Here is a 15,457-nt window from a genome sequence, read left to right on the forward strand (position 1 = left end):
TATTATGCTCGAAGTTATTTTTCCCCATCATAACCCATTGAATCTGGAGGTTGCTCACATGTCATTTTTCAAAAAAATGTTGGCCAGTATTGGTGTAGGCGCAGCGAAAGTGAATACGGAATTACATACGACAGAAGCCACGCCCGGTGGAACTCTTGCGGGAAAGGTGTACATTGAGGGCGGGGATGTAGAGCAGCAGGTCGATCGGATCTATCTATTGATCAAAACCCACTACATTCGGGAAAGCAATGATCGTAAAGTGAAGGAGACAGCTGTTGTTGCCAAATATCTGCTGACGGATGGATTCACCTTGCAGGCGGGTGCAAAACTGGAGAAGGGTTTCCAATTCGATTTACCGCAAAATCTACCGATTACACTGCATCGTGCGGAAGTATGGGTGGAAACGGGGCTGGACATCTCTAGCGCAGTAGACCCCTCAGATCGGGATCTTATACATGTTGTGCCTTCCAGAGAGATGAAGATCGTACTAGATGCCATTGATATGCTGGGTTTCAAACTTCGTGAAGTAACCAATGATTATGCTCCAAAACTCGGTGGTAATCTGCCATTTGTACAGGAGTTTGAGTTTGTGCCAACTACCAAGTTTCGCGGATATTTGGATGAACTTGAGGTTCTTTTTTATCCAATGGGGGATTCACTAGAGCTGTTGTTGCAGATTGACCGTCGTGCACGTGGACTTAGCGGAATATTCTCCGAAGCGATGGGTACGGATGAGACCTATGTGCGACTGCAGCTGCACGAGAGACATCTGGAGCGTGGTGTACGTTCTGTAGCACAAGGCTTGGAAGAGGTTATTTCAGAACATCTCTAAACTGCGAACACTCAACAATATAAAGAGAACAGCCCTTGGCTACGCATCCATCTGATGCCAAAGGCTGCTCTCTTTATCTCTTGCTTTTTCCCACAACATAAGAACGAATGACATAATACGTCATAGCAATAAGGAATATACCACCAACGCTTAGGGCTATCATCAAACCACTTCCACTTGCCACATGTCCAAAGTCAACTTGGGAAGACGCACCAGACGTTTGCAGTGCTGTTACTTGCGGAACATGCTCCAATGTAAGAACCATGCCTTGAACTACATTCCAAGCCACCAACAAAAGGGTGAAAATACACGTAACGACCATCGTTTCAATCCCCACACGTTTGTTCAGACGCATTCATTTCTCCCCCTTATTCTTATAGAACGAGAAACTGCTCCAGTTGCTGCTTTAGTTCATCTTTATGATCGTCTACGTACTGGTACAGTAAGTCGAAACTTTCTTCATTATCCGCTTGAAAGCTTAAATGTTGACCTTCCTGCTCTACCTGCTGTAATAACTCATGGATCTGTGGTCCATGTGTCTGCCGGCTTGTTGTGATGTCGTGTACAGACAGACGTTCCACATTCTCACGTAACTCACCTGTTGTGATACTTTGTTCCGCAAGGAGCTGTTCCACCTTTTGCAAAATCATCGCATCTGTCTCATTACCATTTCGCTTCAGAGCTTCGATGGCTTCTCTCAAATGCTGGCCGCTTGCATTCTCCAGATAACCAGTCAATCCGTTCATGGAAAGTTCCGTGTCGAGATCAATAATCAGCATGATGTCTCTCAGCACGACCGGCAGTTCCGCCACATGCTCCATAATCGTAGCAAATTCCGCCCTATACATATCCATCGCAATGCTGCCCACGATTTCTTCACCGGACATTCCTTCAATGTGTTCAAGCGGCAGCAACTCCGCCAATTCTTCTTGTAACTTGTTCATCTCACTATATCCTCCTGCATCTCTCTGTATCCCGTTGTATCGTTCTGTGCCGACACGTTCTTCCATCATACCAGAATATGCTGTATAAAAAAGAAATCACGCCAACTTAACATGCATTTGACTTATGGAAAATAATTCGCTGTTATGATCTCTTTTTATGATAGTGATAACCTGTGCACAGTCCTTTTTTAATGGATTTCGCAGAGCAATTGTGTCCACCGTTTTTGTCCAATCGACCCGAATGTGCATACGCCGAGGAGGATACACCGACAAGCATAACCAGCGATAAAATGATAATAAAACCTTTTTTCATCTTAAAATTCACCTTTCTTTTCACGACCTATGCTTTAGGGGTTTTTCACTTCACTTCACTTCACTTCATTTCATTTTACATAAAAAATCCACAATATGGATATCCCTTATTCCAACTAAAGTCCCTTTATATAAGCTTAAAGTGTCTCAGCGCATGAGTTATTCCATCCTCACTCGCTTTCAGCGTGACATAATCCGCAATTTGCTTAATACGTTCTCCACCGTTCCCCATTGCAACACCTATGCCAGCATACCTTAACAGATCGATATCGTTCTCTCCGTCCCCAAAAGCCATGCTTTCCTCTCTGTGTACATTAAGGTGAGTAAGAATAGTCCGGGCTGCTGCAGATTTATTTACTTCATTTGCTTCAAGTACATTGCACACATACGGATGGAATCTTACAAATCGCAAGGACGGGAACTTCTCTCTATAGTCTTTCGTTTCTGCCTCATTTGCGTATAAGCACATACAGTATGTGTCCTCATCCAGCGTCATCATTTGTTGCGGATATTCAATGATTCCAAGTGTCTGCCGAAGGGCTTCTGTCACACGGCTATCTGTCCGGCAGGCTCCATTCATGTTAAATAACTCGGTAAAATAGGAAACTGCATGGCCTTGAGAAACAGCAAAATCACTGAACTCTCTAACCATTGATGAAGAAAGAATGGATTGATGAATCCTTTCACCATGGTAAGTAATCAAAGCACCGTTCGCTGAAATGATCGTTTCGATGCCCAGATGTTTGAATTCTTCGCATAGATGATGAGGCCTGCCCGTAACAAGAATGATATGAATGCCTTTTCGGATTAACGTGCGGATCGACTCTTCGGTATGCTGGGATAAACTGCGATCCTTCTCACTGAGCAACGTACCGTCCACATCAAAAAATACAGCTTTAATCACGAGTCTTCATCCTCTCTACGGCTAATCATCTATTGGTGCGAAATGCTTCAGGTCTGATTTTGTCTTGCCCCTCTTCTGAGCTTCCTCCGAAATACGGTGGTTAAACTGAATCACATCATTATGCGCAAAATAAATATATTCCACCTCTGGCTCATCCTTAAACTTCACTAAGACAAGGAAGGGTGGCAGTTTTACGCTCCAGACCCCTTCTACCGACTCAATCTCATCAGGAGAATAATGTTTCTGCTCTGTTAAATAAGTTGTGACACGATGTGCATAGATCATTTTGTTGACTTTTACATAAATAAACGGTGTGAGAATCAATAAAATCAGCGTTATGCCAATCGTCCAGAATACAATTTTCTTCGTTTTACTCACCTTATCGCCCCTTACTAAAATGGAAAAAATCAGAACGAAAGCGAGCGAAAATAAACCTCATTCTGTGCACGGTCTATCTCCACTCGCTCTCATTTTTTCATCTATTTTAGCTTGCCTACCGAGTCAGCACCTCTTGGGAACGTGCCATGTACCACATCTGGAATGTGCTCGCCACGTCATCCGGTATATCGTTAACATGATGGTGCATAACAGGTTTGGCACGATTCACGGTATGAATAGAAGCAAGCCCCAGCTTCCGCTGCAAGGGATGACGTGTAATCTTGATTTCGATGACCTTCTCCCGCTTGGACAGAAAAAGTGTCGAAGTCAACGCACCTGAGCGAAACTGAATGAAGTGATCGTTCAGTACATACCGCGTATGATAAAAATTGACCACCCTGCACGTTGCGATCCACACGAGCAGCAGCAGTGAAATCATCCACCATGCCTGTTCAAGCTTGAACATAACCGGTTTGAAGTATGCCAGCACACCCGTGACGATGATCCAGAACCAGTTCGGTTTAAGCAAACGCAGCCACAATGCTCTCCGCGGCAGCATCTTCATCTCCTCCGTTACATGGTAGGAAGGCAGAATTTCTTCAATAATGCGATGGGCCTCTTTCACAGGCAAAAAAGGATATAACGAATTCATCTCCTGTCCGGCTTCACCCAAACTACCTGCGGTTGTGAGTTCTACTTCAGCAAGACCCAGTATTCTTTTCATCGGTGACTGTGTGATCTTGACGGCCTGCACTCGATCTTTCTGGATCGAGAACGATGTCTTTTCCAGCATGCCCTTCGTAATATAAATCTGCTTGTCATCAGACGTAATCTGAAAATCTCCATATTTCACAAAGGTACGAACAATTCCAAGTCCGATGGATACGATGATCAGCAGAAGGATGATCAGACTCATCACCCACCATGATTCAAGCCAGGATAATACAAGACTTTCGGTTACGGTTTCCTTCGGGAAAAAATCCTTCACCGTTGAATACAAGGAGATTAAGATGGGGATCAGCACCAGAAAACTGAACGAGGTAAATGAAGCTTTGAACACATCTTTGCGCGTTGAACGATAGTGAACGACGCGGTCGAGTGTAGATTTTCCAACAGGTGTAGAGATACTGTTTGCTTGTTCTTGATCACCTGTATGGCTCACTTCGTTTGAAGATGTACTGCCTGTGGTATTGGCCTTTTCAATTACGTCATGGTCTGCTTCTGCTCTCGTTTCGATAAGTTCTGTATTCTGGTTATGCTCATCCCATGCGGCCTGTTCGCTTGCATGTAATTCTTTCCCAACCTGTGCTTGATCTTCGGATAAATGACGGGCTACCTTATTTTCCAGCTGCTCCGCTTCGGAGATGGAAACGACCTGCAACTTGAATGTTGCATCATCACCCTTAATTCCCGTTTCGAAGCGTAAAGAGGTCACACCAAACAAGCGATGAAAAAAGCTCGTATGCCGATTCACATTTTGCACTTTCGTATACGGTATTGTTCTGCGGGTTCGACTGAATGCCCCCGTGTAGATATGGAAGGCCTTCTCATCTGCGGAATAACGGGTTGTAAACCATTTCCAAAGAATGGACACCAGCGCGATGGAAATACCAATATAAAAAATGACTCTTGCATAGAAAACCCATGTCGAATCTGATCCTGCACGGAATACGAATAAAAATAGAATGAAGGCAAATGTGCTTTTGATCAGACTACCCAGACTCCACAACAAGCTCAGTACATGATGTCGTTTCATCCCCGTCATTCATCCACCTCGTTGATTTGGGCGTAATCCGCGATTTGGTTTCGCAGGGCAAAAGCCACTTCTTCCGGCAAGGCCGGTATATGATGAGACGAACCCATCGTTCCGATGGATACCGAATACAGTCCGTATTTTCGCATTAAAGGCCCCTGATTCGTCGAAACGGATTGCACCTTGGCCATCGGAATCACCTGATGTACCTTATTCAACGCGCCATGCTTGAGCTGTAAAAACTCAGCGTTAACACCATAGAACCAATATCGATACATCCATACCGGCTGCAAAAATATATCCCACACGGCGTAACATACCGATAAAACTGTGACTCCCCATAAAATCCAGCCGATCCACGGTCTCCAATCATAGACCGAATCCAGGATAAGTAACGCGGCCAATACAACGAAACCAATCACATTATAGATGATGGCGCTGACTCTCCACAGACTTACGGCATGCGGGGAAAGTTTCTGTTGCGGTGTACTCCATACTTCTGTTCCCGATTCCCCTGTTGTTTCTATTGTTTCTGTCATCCTAAACGGTCTCTCCTTCCTGCTCTTCTCTTTTTGTCTGTATACTTTACGAATAAGGGTGTGTATCGATGCAACAAGATGTAATACATAAAAAAAGATGACTCCTGTTTACGTGCAAGGGTCATCTTTTGTTTTCGCTTATTTTCCAGTAAAGTCCTGTACTTCACACAACCATACCATATTCTCGCTACCTTCGCCCCAGTAGTCCTTCGTCACAACATAGGGATCTCCAAACTTCCGCCGCCACTTCTGCTGTGCAATCCGATAACCGCTGTCCAGACAAAATTGGGTGATACCTCGAACCTGAAGTTCGGTGACCAGTGCTGTAATAAGCGCAGAACCAATCCCCTGCCCCTGCAGTTCAGGTAAAATATACAGTGAGCCCAGCGTTCCAACGTGATCCAGACGATGGTTCGTGCATTCCTGAACGACTTTCCCGCAAGGCCCATATGAGATCGTACCCACGACCTTACCTTCTTTCCGAGCAACAAGGAAAAAGGGACTCGTCGTCGTTGGTTCAAGATCAGATTCATGCTGTAAAACAGCTTGTACTACGGCCTTTTTATGTTCGATCTCTTCCTGAATTTCATCCAGGAGTGATCCAATTCCTTCCTGACGGTACGCTTCTGGAATCGTTGTCTCAAAAATATGATATGCTTCATCCACATCTGCTGCCGTCAGTGTTCCGATAGTTATCAACTTGCCTGCATCTCCATTCATGTATACGCCTGTATTCATGTTGTTTATTTGTCCGTTCAGATTAGTCTGTACGTCGCTGAATGATTTGTCTGAGTCGATTCGCGTCCTCCAAGGAGATGGAGTAGCCTGTTGACGTATCCTCCTGGTTTACAAGCAGCCCCTGCATCTTTGGGTCTGCACCCAGTGACAGATCATAACGAGTAACGGAGCCGTTTGCATATGTGATGTCCATTTTGTATTCAGCTGCATAATTAAGATCACCTTTCATACGTTCTGCACTGAATATGGCTTCGGTCACGATACGTATCTCGTCAGAGCGATCAAATTCAACATCCCGACATGGAGTCGAGGGAAGAGCTTGATGACAGGTTAGCATAATTAATGTAGGAGCCCCTTCACTCTTTTCTATTCTCTTGACCTCTTCGGAGCCCAACTCACTGGAATTATTACCCCCGCACGCTGCAATCAACATTACGATGAAGAATAGAAATAGCATTCCGATACGTTTCACCTAGCAGCCTCCCATTCAGCTAACAAATCGATTAAGCGCGGAACTGTTTTTTGAACAAAAGCTTGTACAACCTCTTCGGTAATATAACACGGAATAAGGCCCGGCTCTTCTCCTTGAAAGAAAGAAAACGTGTGATCCCGCCAGCGTATGATCTCATCTGCTGTTAAACGATCTGCCATCTCATAACTTGACGATTCGTTTAATAGCGACCATATTTCATGGCTCCAGCTTGCCGTTCGATAGAGATTAAAATCAATCTGATCCGTCTCCCGATAATATAAACGGGAAAGTTCTTCCTTGGTTCGTTCGATCCCCTCACGCCGGTCAAGCTCTCGAACTCGTCCTTCGAATTCGGGATATACACTTCGAAACCAGTAATAATCCGTCATCACATGCATAAAGTAACCCGTGACAAAGGAAGTCCAGCCTTCATTCGTATGCTCGCTAATGTAATCACCATATAACTTTTGGAGACATCCGGTATAATTGTCTTCTTTTTCAGGATAAAAATGAGTGTGCTGCTTATCGTCCCGAGTCGCTCCCTCACGCATATGAATGGAATCCGGCGCGATATTTCCGAGATAAAATGCTCTCAGGTCCAGCTGCTCAGGCAACTTATCAGCCAATCGATGGGCTACACTTAGATGCACCATAGGCAGAGGCATAGACAGATCTCCTTTTTCCATTGAAGGAATGGTTATATATTCAATCTCTCGTTAGCTCACCAAACCTGCCACTCTCTCGTCCTGCATACGCTCAAACAACTTCTCCAGATCCGTATGATATGCAGGCTGCTCCTTTACCAGCAAACGGATATATTCCGATCCACACTCGTAAAATACGAGGCGGTTAAATGGTGCTGTATCGCCATAATGATTAGGCTGCAATTCATACTTGGCTCGAATCAAATTCTCGATATACCTTGCTACTCCTTCATTCCACTCCAGCCAGCTCCAGTATTCCGCTTGCTCTTCTGTAAGAGATTGAAACAATGCGATACGTGCCGCCTGAATTTCCTGAAAATCCTCATTCTTTAAAGCAGATAGAAGAGATTCAATCCGCCAAGCAACAGTCTCATCTTCATACGGGAATTCATAATCGATTTCCCAGGTTACATGCTTCAACTGGGTCATTTTATGTTTAATGTGCAGACGGTTAACGATCCGCTCCTCATATTTCCCATATACCGAGCAATGAACATATTCATGGAACAAAAAAACTTTCTGCTCTAAATCTTTGAAAACAGAAGCCGTCACAATCGCGCACATGCGATTGTCCATATGGTGTACAGGCACCGCGGCGAGACATTCATCGGGAAAATACAGGTCGTCCGGTACAGTCTTGACCCATTCGTATTGCCCGGATTCAGATGAATAATCATAGATATATAACAACGACTCATGCACTACAACAACCGGATGATGTTCTGCAAAAAAAGGATGCAGGCTGACCAGCTCGATCTGAAGCTCATTTAACTCGTTGATTTGCTGCAAAAATGTATCCATGTCTAACCCTCTCTCTTTGCAAAATGATACCTTCATCATACTAAATCGGCATCCGTAAATCACTGAGAGAAAAATGATAATGTTGTGCGGAGAGATTAATAACGCCCTCCGCGTTTCTCATATAAATAAATGTCCAGAGCGTGAATCCCTCGCTTGGCAAGTTTGATAAATAAAAATAATGCGTAGGCACCCAAGCCATATAACAATAGATTAAATAGAACAACTGCGATAGAGATTAACGGACCAATACCAAACCCGTAACCAATGCCCGAATCAAACATCATATCCATTTTTCTTCCTCCTAGTTTTTGATATAACCCGCTTTGGACAGCATATATTTGGTAAATGGATTGATATCGGGAATTGGCTGAGTCAAGTCAAAGTACCTGAGCTCTAACCCTTCATCATCCATAACCGTCGGACTGCCCGTTATGCCACCGGCTTCATAGATCGCCGTCACATTGTAGACCTCATCTCCGTGCGGATAACGGTAATACATATCCTGACCTGAAAATACGGTGATCAGCTTGTACGCCTCCGCGCGCAGCCCGGCTTCTTCGTAGAGTTCACGCGCTGCAGCCTCTTCCAACGATTCACCCGGTTCAAGCGAACCGCCGATAGTGCCCCAATCGAGACTATCTGTTCGTTTCTGGAGCAGCAGGTGACCTTGTTCATTAAACACCAATACACATGAACCTGCCATAATTAAGGGACGTGTACCCACCAGTTTTCGTAAATCCGTGATGTACCCCATGTTAGCCTCCTGAGTCCAAATGTAGTTAAAACAGGGCCAGTTTACTTAGGAACCGGATTGTTTCAAAATACCTTGATCTACGGAATGTTGCACAATCCGTTGTGCATACTTCCACAACGTTGCAGATCCGTCCGCAATCTCTGCATTCCTGTTTAATACCTGATCACTCGTAATGTTATATTTTTGCCAAGTATCACCTTCATTCTGATGATTATGAATGATTGGCTGTAACCGATCCATGGATGAAGCAAACCTAGCTTCCGGTGTCTCCTTGGTCTCAAACTCCATCCACAGACTTAACAGTTCCTGAGCTTGGTCTTCAGGCAACATACCAAACAATCGATGAGCAGCCTTAAGCTCTCGTTCATATTTATCTGTATTTCCTTGGGTATCATATGCAAAGGTATCACCGGCATCAATTTCGACAAGGTCATGCACCAGTACCATCTTGATCACTTTAAGAATATCGATCTTCTTGTTGGAATGACCATGCAATATTAAAGCCATCATTGCTAAATGCCATGAGTGTTCTGCATCATTTTCCAATCGTTCACCATGGATAATTCTCGTTCTTCGTTCAATCGTTTTTAGTTTGTCAATTTCAATTAAAAATTGGATCTGCGACTCTAGTGTCTCATCCACGCTCTTACCCCCTTCAATTGCTGAAATGTATACATTATGAAATGCTGTACCAATACACCTGATAGTTAAAATCCAGAGATAAACCTGCACTTTGAGCTAAACGGATAGAGCCTGTGTTATCAGGAGTGCAATCCCAATAAGGACAGAGGCCTGCTTCGTTACATTCGCTCATATACGCTTGAGCCGCCAAGGCAGCATAATTTCGTTTACGGTGACCTTCCAACGTTTCAATATCAATGGCATGTGTGTTTCCCTCGACAAAAGCAGAAAGACATATGCTAACGATCTCTTCCTCACGAGTAACAACATAGCCCACACCATACTTCTGAAAAGCATCTACGTCTGTCCAGAAATGCTTTATTTTATCTGTGACAAATGAAAGGTTATGCAGTCTACGGTCATTCATTAGAGCTTCGTCTATTTTAAGTACCTGTGTTCCCTCGGCTGGTTGTGAAAAAACTCCTGAAGAAGCTGAGAGCTTGGCACTCTCTATTTTCTCTATTCTTTCGTCCAGTGACTTAGGCATGAATACATGCTGTGCATCATGGTGGAGTTCACTCGGGCCAGCCATATGCTCAAGCACCTCTCCCCAAGTATGATCAGCAACCCCAATCTCTACGTCAGAAATTTGTAATGTTGCCAATTCAGGATAGATATGATTCTCTATATACATTCGCAGTTCGCTTCGGAAAACTTTACTCTGTGCATTACCAATAAGCTGATAACCGGATTGCCCCTGAACCCATATGAGTGCTGCCTCAGGGTTAGCGGCATCGTCGACATAGACCCGTCCCGGATTCATGCCGGATGCTACCGCTTTGACCTCAATATTACGGTAGGCATCAGTTAAATGTTTTATTTTATGAAATTCAGATACATTTAGTTCAGTAATCATATAATCAGTCCTATTTTGCAAGATATGAATCTACCTTCTGCCTTGCTCTAATTTCATTTTCAAGATTTTCCACGTCCAGGCACCATACCAGATACCAGCGGCTGGGAACAAAACGAGTGCAGTCAGCAAGTTTACATAAAACTCACCATCTAGGGTTAAATTTTGTCCGCTCCATGACGTCATCACCAAGGTATACAGAAAAGCCAAAGGAAGACCCCAGCCGAGAACGCCGCGTACGAGAATATGATGCCTTTTTCCTTGCTTCAATTGTTTCTCCCATTTGATTCGTTGTGATTCTTTCATATGTCATGTTCTCCTTTAAGCTTGCATAGCTTGATGAATTTGTCTGAGCATATATTCGGCATAATCTCTTAGGCGTGCATGATCCATATTCACCGATTCACGTTCCCCGTTGTACTTAGCCAAACATTGCGAGACAAGTTCCTGATGTTCAGGTAATGCTTCTGACAGCGCCCGCTGACCTGCCTCTCGCTTGGAATAGATTACCGATTCCTGAATATACAACAGCACGCGCGACAAAGTTAAGACATTATAGACCGGATTGTCTCCGATTTCCTCCAGGGCTGAACTTGCATCGGATGCAATGGAGTGGATGACATGCTCGCGGTTCGCTGGCTGGAACAGTTCCTTGATCGGCTTGCCATACAGCACAATACCTCGATCATAGATAACCGCCATATGTGCAACAACATCCGGGTCTTCATCACCACCACAGAGATAAGCAGGATCATTTCTATACTTCTCCCGGTGGTAAGCAGAATAATGAAACTCAAAAGGCGTAGGGTATTGACCGCTTGTTACAGCTGACTCTACCACGATACTAATCTCAAACCCTTTCGCAAGATGCATTTCATCTTCTATTCGTATAAGTTGATCGGCGATTCTGCGATAAGTCTCAGAAGAGCGTTTCTCTCTACAAACAACTAAAATGTCGATATCACTCTGCTGCGGATGAAAACATCCCAAAGCCATAGAACCATGCAGATACACACCTGTTAACGCGTCGGTTAACTCTTCCTTTAATATATCAACGAGCCTGCTCAATACGGCCTTTTCATCCATAGTGACTTTCTCTCCTTCTGTCATCACTTCAACTGTCTATCTCCACAGTCATCTCCCGAACATAAACAGCCGTGCCTCTGATTCGGACATCTATTCCCTCTTGCTCCCGACGTATGCTCACCTGAACCTTGCCATCTCTATCAATCTCATGCCCCTGCTCCACTGTAAAATCAACCTCATGAATCTCTGGATTCACATACGTCAAATAATAGGCCCCCATCACCCCTGATGCGGTGCCTGTGACAGGGTCTTCCGTTGTGCCTGAATATGGCGAAGAGAAATGCCTTGCATGCATCAGGGCATCATCATCGCGAGTTTCGAAGCAGAATGGATGTAAGGATGACTTGGGATTTTCAGATAAAATGTCCGGGAACTGAGAAGAATCCGATTTCATTTTAACAAATGCATCTAAACGACGAATCGGAATTAATAACGTCCACGTACCTGTACTTCCATATACGATGGGCATGGTCATATCCAAATCATCCGTTGTCAGATGAATGGCCTTAGCCAGTTTCTCTACATCGCCTTGAAAGGGAACAAAACGTGGCTGATCCTGCTTCATCTCCATCAACCATGTGTCACCTTGTTGCTCAAACTGAATTGGTAATATACCTACGTTCGTTTCAATCGTGATGGAATCTTTTCCTTGTAGTAAGTCATGTGTCTTAAGCCCATACATCGCCGCCATAGTCGCATGACCACACAGATTAATCTCGTGGCCCGGAGTGAAATAACGCAATCGAACATCGGCCGTTTCAGACTTCAATACAAATACCGTCTCATTAAAACCAACAGCATGAGCAATCTGCTGCATTGCAGTTTCACTCAGAAGATCTGCATCAAAAACAACGCCAGCCGGGTTGCCCTTGCCTGGAATGCTTGAAAAAGCTTCATAGTGGTACACTTGGATAGCACGCATCTACTCTTCATCCTCTCACAACGCAGGAATTGCCCCGCCGTATAATTCAAGTGATTCATTTTCAACAACAACCGCCCCACCATCCGGGCACGCATATACTTTGGTTTGATGATTTTGAGCGTATTCTCTGAATGATTGCATCATTTCTTCCGAACGATCCAGGTGAGGTGCAAACTCGAAATCTACAAGGGCAAGGGCTTGTAAATCGGTCAAACCGATCGAATTCTCGTCTGCATCCTCACCGTATCCAGCTATTCGAATCGTAGGTGTCATCAGAATACTGCCCGCGCTAACCCCAATCAAAGTCCCACCGTCACTGACATAGGAACGTAGCTGTTCAAACATATTTCGTTGCTGTAGCAAACTTAGAAAATAAAACGTATTCCCGCCAGATAAATGAATCGCATCACTTCGGAAAAGAGAGTCCAGCATGCTTTCCTCATACTCGGTATCGAGATCATAATACTGCACATCTTCAATCCCAAACTGGCGATAAAAACGCCGAGTGTGCTCGACATAAATTCGCTGCGGGTCGGAACAGGAAGGGATGTAACCGATTGAAGGCTTTTGTTGCTGGAACAAGCTTCGAATTCCCTCATTCAGTTCATCATTGGGCTCAAAATACAGATCGCTAAGCAAAACCAGTTTACGCCTGACCATTAGATTCTCCCCCTCTATTATTAAGGCGTGTCTTAGCTTGTTACTACCGAATTACGTGCATTTCCTACTTCTTAAACTCTCTGTCCAAAATGGAGAAAAAACACTGGTCCGTCCACTTATTCTGCCACCATAATTCTTCCTTGAAAATGGCTTCTCTTGTCATGCCTACATGCTGCATTAAAGCAGCTGACCTTATATTCTCGGCATTACACATGCCTACGACCTTATGTGCCTTTAATTCGTCAAAAGCGAATTGCAGCAATAACCGGGTCGCCTCGCTTCCGTACCCTTTGCCTGAATATTCAGGCAAAACCGCGAAACCAAGTTCCCAGCTTTTACGAAAATCAACGTAACTCCACATTTGAACGATACCCACTGGTGTATCACTGACATCATTCAAGCGACGGATAACAAAATCATACGCATACGGTGTCTCGCCCTCAACGGGGAAGTGACTCCGGTACTTCTCCTTCACATCCTCTTCCTTCGTTTCCACACTCTCCTCATAAGTCCACAAGCTTGCATCACATTCCAGTTTGCATATAAAATCCATATCCTGCTCGGTTATGGTCGTAATTTTAATCTCTTGTCCGATGATTTCCATGATCGTTTATAAAAGTTAAACTAAACTAGTTCTCCTTTTATATCTCCTCTCTAAAAATAATGATATGCAAGTATAATCAAAAGCTATTAATAGCGTTGCATATTGGAGCTATTGCAATTGCCCATTAATATATCTACGATGGTTGCTTGAAGCATCTTGTATCCACAAATCCAGTTCAACCCGGCTTACATAAAACTGATCTTGAATTTTGATAAAGGGAAACATTTTCCCCTCAAAGTGGTGAAAAGCATTCAAACTGCTCTGCTCGGTCTTAATAATGCTCATTACCTGATCTTCGTTCATGCCCAAATATGTGGCCGTCTCTTTCAATGTCAACAAAACCTTGTCAGACAAGAGCGCCTGCTGTTCCGCTATCTGATTCAGTGTTCCACTACTTTGATCTTTGTCCTGATTCAAGAGCAGTACAGAGCCGATAATAAATGAGATCCCCAAAATAAAACTGGCTAATAGTATCGAAAATGAAAGGGAAATGGTCTTCATGTGAACCCCCTATTGATTCAGAATGTACCGTTCGATTTCGAAAGATCAGTCACTAACGATAAACAGCCTATTTCCTATGTAATGTGTAATAAAAAAGACCGTCCTTCAATTCGTCCGACTTCACAAAATTTAATTTTTCCAGGAGTCGCTGTGATTGAATATTTTCCTGCTCCACAGTTGCTTCAATCCAATCCAATTTCATGACGTTCCATCCCATCCGGATCAAGGTCTTTAATGCTTGTTGCATCAGCCCCTTCCCCCAATAAGAAGGGGCTAGATCGAACCCGATCTCTGCGCTGGATGGTACGCCGTTCGGATTCCAACAGTGAAAACCTGCTGTGCCGATCAATTGATGGGCCAAAGTCAACTCTCTCATATGCAGTCTTTGTGTCTGCATCGGCTGAAACAGCATCATCAAACATGTCTCCTTCTCAAGCTAAACATCGCGGACTGTGTAGTACCCTGCTTCTCCCAGAAAATCATCTCTGGTTAGGTCATGCTCACCTAACAGCACTCTGTAATTCGTAATCGTACCATCATGTGACACGATGAACGTATGGCCCGTCTGTTTCCTGCACCATGCCAGAAATTGCTCTGCTAATCGTGTGAACTGTTGTGTATTCATTTGATTTATGCTTTCTTCCCAAGCTTCTACTCCAACATCTATGCATTGCTTATCTGGATATAATACGCTGAGTTCTGCCCTTGAATAGATTTGGTCACAGCCTAAAGGAGTAAACTTCGGATCTTGAGGAAACATTCTTGGACCAACCAAGGGGCTGATTACCGCACTACCACGCTCTCTCGGCGTTAATAATGCTGCCGTTTCAAGGGTGCGTTTCGTTGGACTTACCACAATAGTATCGTGAGGAATTATGTTGATGTTTTTACGTAAGGCTACGATTTGTTTCTTTCCCTGTTCAGTTAGCCCCGGGTGTAATCGGTTAAGCTCCTTCGGATAATTCAACAAATGCTCCGCGTGACCATGACGAATAAATGTAATATCCACTCGCTACCCC

The 15,457-nt window shown here is 44.1% G+C and carries 24 protein-coding genes; 1 reads left to right on the forward strand and 23 read right to left on the reverse strand.

Annotation, left to right across the window (positions count from 1 at the left end; genetic code table 11):
* Positions 1 to 58 precede the first annotated feature (58 nt).
* Positions 59 to 832 carry a sporulation protein gene (locus ACR8BL_RS08480; protein ID WP_434752195.1) on the forward strand — a complete coding sequence of 258 codons (774 nt, stop codon included), beginning with the start codon at positions 59 to 61 and terminating at the stop codon, positions 830 to 832.
* A gap of 73 nt (positions 833 to 905) precedes the next feature.
* Here ACR8BL_RS08480 and ACR8BL_RS08485 read toward each other — a convergent pair whose 3' ends face one another.
* The 23 genes from ACR8BL_RS08485 to ACR8BL_RS08595 form a co-directional block, all read right to left on the reverse strand.
* A complete protein-coding gene (locus ACR8BL_RS08485; RefSeq protein WP_434752196.1) occupies positions 906 to 1,187 on the reverse strand; it encodes a hypothetical protein in 282 nt (93 codons plus the stop codon).
* A gap of 19 nt (positions 1,188 to 1,206) precedes the next feature.
* Complete coding sequence (locus tag ACR8BL_RS08490; protein ID WP_434752197.1) at positions 1,207 to 1,776, reverse strand: DMP19 family protein; 570 nt, start codon at positions 1,774 to 1,776, stop codon at positions 1,207 to 1,209.
* Between the two features lie 142 nt (positions 1,777 to 1,918).
* Positions 1,919 to 2,089, reverse strand: coding sequence for a YHYH domain-containing protein (locus tag ACR8BL_RS08495; RefSeq protein WP_434752198.1), 171 nt, complete (start codon positions 2,087 to 2,089; stop codon positions 1,919 to 1,921).
* Between the two features lie 126 nt (positions 2,090 to 2,215).
* Entirely contained in the window at positions 2,216 to 2,992 is a 777-nt protein-coding gene (locus ACR8BL_RS08500; protein WP_434752199.1) for a Cof-type HAD-IIB family hydrolase, read from the reverse strand.
* A 21-nt stretch (positions 2,993 to 3,013) separates the two neighbouring features.
* Positions 3,014 to 3,370 (reverse strand): DUF3139 domain-containing protein, encoded by a 357-nt coding sequence (locus ACR8BL_RS08505; protein WP_434752200.1) that lies wholly within the window; start codon positions 3,368 to 3,370, stop codon positions 3,014 to 3,016.
* 115 nt (positions 3,371 to 3,485) lie between these two features.
* On the reverse strand, positions 3,486 to 5,135 hold the full coding sequence (locus ACR8BL_RS08510) for a PH domain-containing protein (protein WP_434752201.1): 1,650 nt from the start codon (positions 5,133 to 5,135) through the stop codon (positions 3,486 to 3,488).
* Positions 5,132 to 5,662 carry a PH domain-containing protein gene (locus ACR8BL_RS08515; RefSeq protein WP_434752202.1) on the reverse strand — a complete coding sequence of 177 codons (531 nt, stop codon included), beginning with the start codon at positions 5,660 to 5,662 and terminating at the stop codon, positions 5,132 to 5,134. The genes ACR8BL_RS08510 and ACR8BL_RS08515 overlap by 4 nt, the downstream gene beginning before the upstream one ends.
* Before the next feature lie 138 nt (positions 5,663 to 5,800).
* Positions 5,801 to 6,400 (reverse strand): GNAT family N-acetyltransferase, encoded by a 600-nt coding sequence (locus ACR8BL_RS08520; protein ID WP_434756641.1) that lies wholly within the window; start codon positions 6,398 to 6,400, stop codon positions 5,801 to 5,803.
* Between the two features lie 22 nt (positions 6,401 to 6,422).
* On the reverse strand, positions 6,423 to 6,872 hold the full coding sequence (locus tag ACR8BL_RS08525) for a hypothetical protein (protein WP_434752204.1): 450 nt from the start codon (positions 6,870 to 6,872) through the stop codon (positions 6,423 to 6,425).
* Positions 6,869 to 7,537: a zinc dependent phospholipase C family protein gene (locus tag ACR8BL_RS08530; protein WP_434752205.1), complete on the reverse strand. Its 669-nt coding sequence runs from the start codon at positions 7,535 to 7,537 to the stop codon at positions 6,869 to 6,871. The genes ACR8BL_RS08525 and ACR8BL_RS08530 overlap by 4 nt, the downstream gene beginning before the upstream one ends.
* 51 nt (positions 7,538 to 7,588) lie before the next feature.
* A complete protein-coding gene (locus ACR8BL_RS08535; RefSeq protein ID WP_434752206.1) occupies positions 7,589 to 8,377 on the reverse strand; it encodes a hypothetical protein in 789 nt (262 codons plus the stop codon).
* Between the two features lie 95 nt (positions 8,378 to 8,472).
* Entirely contained in the window at positions 8,473 to 8,667 is a 195-nt protein-coding gene (locus tag ACR8BL_RS08540; RefSeq protein WP_434752207.1) for a hypothetical protein, read from the reverse strand.
* An 11-nt stretch (positions 8,668 to 8,678) separates the two neighbouring features.
* Positions 8,679 to 9,131 carry an NUDIX hydrolase gene (locus ACR8BL_RS08545; RefSeq protein ID WP_434752208.1) on the reverse strand — a complete coding sequence of 151 codons (453 nt, stop codon included), beginning with the start codon at positions 9,129 to 9,131 and terminating at the stop codon, positions 8,679 to 8,681.
* Positions 9,132 to 9,176: 45 nt separating this feature from the next.
* Positions 9,177 to 9,773 carry an HD domain-containing protein gene (locus tag ACR8BL_RS08550; protein ID WP_434752209.1) on the reverse strand — a complete coding sequence of 199 codons (597 nt, stop codon included), beginning with the start codon at positions 9,771 to 9,773 and terminating at the stop codon, positions 9,177 to 9,179.
* 34 nt (positions 9,774 to 9,807) lie between these two features.
* Positions 9,808 to 10,668: a GNAT family N-acetyltransferase gene (locus tag ACR8BL_RS08555; protein WP_434752210.1), complete on the reverse strand. Its 861-nt coding sequence runs from the start codon at positions 10,666 to 10,668 to the stop codon at positions 9,808 to 9,810.
* A 30-nt stretch (positions 10,669 to 10,698) separates the two neighbouring features.
* The gene (locus ACR8BL_RS08560; RefSeq protein WP_434752211.1) at positions 10,699 to 10,971 is read right to left on the reverse strand and encodes a hypothetical protein; all 273 of its coding nucleotides are present in this window, start codon (positions 10,969 to 10,971) and stop codon (positions 10,699 to 10,701) included.
* 15 nt (positions 10,972 to 10,986) lie between these two features.
* On the reverse strand, positions 10,987 to 11,751 hold the full coding sequence (locus ACR8BL_RS08565; RefSeq protein ID WP_434752212.1) for an aminoglycoside adenylyltransferase domain-containing protein: 765 nt from the start codon (positions 11,749 to 11,751) through the stop codon (positions 10,987 to 10,989).
* A gap of 28 nt (positions 11,752 to 11,779) precedes the next feature.
* Positions 11,780 to 12,673 carry a PhzF family phenazine biosynthesis isomerase gene (locus ACR8BL_RS08570; protein ID WP_434752213.1) on the reverse strand — a complete coding sequence of 298 codons (894 nt, stop codon included), beginning with the start codon at positions 12,671 to 12,673 and terminating at the stop codon, positions 11,780 to 11,782.
* A gap of 15 nt (positions 12,674 to 12,688) precedes the next feature.
* Positions 12,689 to 13,333 carry a Type 1 glutamine amidotransferase-like domain-containing protein gene (locus ACR8BL_RS08575; RefSeq protein WP_434752214.1) on the reverse strand — a complete coding sequence of 215 codons (645 nt, stop codon included), beginning with the start codon at positions 13,331 to 13,333 and terminating at the stop codon, positions 12,689 to 12,691.
* 64 nt (positions 13,334 to 13,397) lie between these two features.
* Complete coding sequence (locus ACR8BL_RS08580; RefSeq protein ID WP_434752215.1) at positions 13,398 to 13,937, reverse strand: GNAT family N-acetyltransferase; 540 nt, start codon at positions 13,935 to 13,937, stop codon at positions 13,398 to 13,400.
* 108 nt (positions 13,938 to 14,045) lie between these two features.
* Complete coding sequence (locus ACR8BL_RS08585) at positions 14,046 to 14,438, reverse strand: hypothetical protein (protein WP_434752216.1); 393 nt, start codon at positions 14,436 to 14,438, stop codon at positions 14,046 to 14,048.
* Between the two features lie 67 nt (positions 14,439 to 14,505).
* Positions 14,506 to 14,853 (reverse strand): GNAT family N-acetyltransferase, encoded by a 348-nt coding sequence (locus ACR8BL_RS08590; RefSeq protein ID WP_434752217.1) that lies wholly within the window; start codon positions 14,851 to 14,853, stop codon positions 14,506 to 14,508.
* Between the two features lie 21 nt (positions 14,854 to 14,874).
* Entirely contained in the window at positions 14,875 to 15,447 is a 573-nt protein-coding gene (locus ACR8BL_RS08595; protein ID WP_434752218.1) for a histidine phosphatase family protein, read from the reverse strand.
* Positions 15,448 to 15,457: the final 10 nt, after the last annotated feature.

The organism is Paenibacillus amylolyticus, assembly GCF_051136285.1.
Lineage (GTDB): Bacteria > Bacillota > Bacilli > Paenibacillales > Paenibacillaceae > Paenibacillus > Paenibacillus amylolyticus_F.

Bases quoted from the DNA above. Each gene is read 5' to 3' on its own strand.
- ACR8BL_RS08480 (WP_434752195.1), top strand. From the start codon at position 59: ATGTCATTTTTCAAAAAAATGTTGGCCAGTATTGGTGTAGGCGCAGCG.
- ACR8BL_RS08485 (WP_434752196.1), bottom strand. From the start codon at position 1,187: ATGCGTCTGAACAAACGTGTGGGGATTGAAACGATGGTCGTTACGTGT.
- ACR8BL_RS08490 (WP_434752197.1), bottom strand. From the start codon at position 1,776: ATGAACAAGTTACAAGAAGAATTGGCGGAGTTGCTGCCGCTTGAACAC.
- ACR8BL_RS08495 (WP_434752198.1), bottom strand. From the start codon at position 2,089: ATGAAAAAAGGTTTTATTATCATTTTATCGCTGGTTATGCTTGTCGGT.
- ACR8BL_RS08510 (WP_434752201.1), bottom strand. From the start codon at position 5,135: ATGACGGGGATGAAACGACATCATGTACTGAGCTTGTTGTGGAGTCTG.
- ACR8BL_RS08515 (WP_434752202.1), bottom strand. From the start codon at position 5,662: ATGACAGAAACAATAGAAACAACAGGGGAATCGGGAACAGAAGTATGG.
- ACR8BL_RS08520 (WP_434756641.1), bottom strand. From the start codon at position 6,400: ATGAATACAGGCGTATACATGAATGGAGATGCAGGCAAGTTGATAACT.
- ACR8BL_RS08530 (WP_434752205.1), bottom strand. From the start codon at position 7,537: ATGCCTCTGCCTATGGTGCATCTAAGTGTAGCCCATCGATTGGCTGAT.
- ACR8BL_RS08535 (WP_434752206.1), bottom strand. From the start codon at position 8,377: ATGGATACATTTTTGCAGCAAATCAACGAGTTAAATGAGCTTCAGATC.
- ACR8BL_RS08540 (WP_434752207.1), bottom strand. From the start codon at position 8,667: ATGGATATGATGTTTGATTCGGGCATTGGTTACGGGTTTGGTATTGGT.
- ACR8BL_RS08545 (WP_434752208.1), bottom strand. From the start codon at position 9,131: ATGGGGTACATCACGGATTTACGAAAACTGGTGGGTACACGTCCCTTA.
- ACR8BL_RS08555 (WP_434752210.1), bottom strand. From the start codon at position 10,668: ATGATTACTGAACTAAATGTATCTGAATTTCATAAAATAAAACATTTA.
- ACR8BL_RS08560 (WP_434752211.1), bottom strand. From the start codon at position 10,971: ATGAAAGAATCACAACGAATCAAATGGGAGAAACAATTGAAGCAAGGA.
- ACR8BL_RS08565 (WP_434752212.1), bottom strand. From the start codon at position 11,751: ATGGATGAAAAGGCCGTATTGAGCAGGCTCGTTGATATATTAAAGGAA.
- ACR8BL_RS08570 (WP_434752213.1), bottom strand. From the start codon at position 12,673: ATGCGTGCTATCCAAGTGTACCACTATGAAGCTTTTTCAAGCATTCCA.
- ACR8BL_RS08575 (WP_434752214.1), bottom strand. From the start codon at position 13,333: ATGGTCAGGCGTAAACTGGTTTTGCTTAGCGATCTGTATTTTGAGCCC.
- ACR8BL_RS08580 (WP_434752215.1), bottom strand. From the start codon at position 13,937: ATGGAAATCATCGGACAAGAGATTAAAATTACGACCATAACCGAGCAG.
- ACR8BL_RS08585 (WP_434752216.1), bottom strand. From the start codon at position 14,438: ATGAAGACCATTTCCCTTTCATTTTCGATACTATTAGCCAGTTTTATT.
- ACR8BL_RS08590 (WP_434752217.1), bottom strand. From the start codon at position 14,853: ATGATGCTGTTTCAGCCGATGCAGACACAAAGACTGCATATGAGAGAG.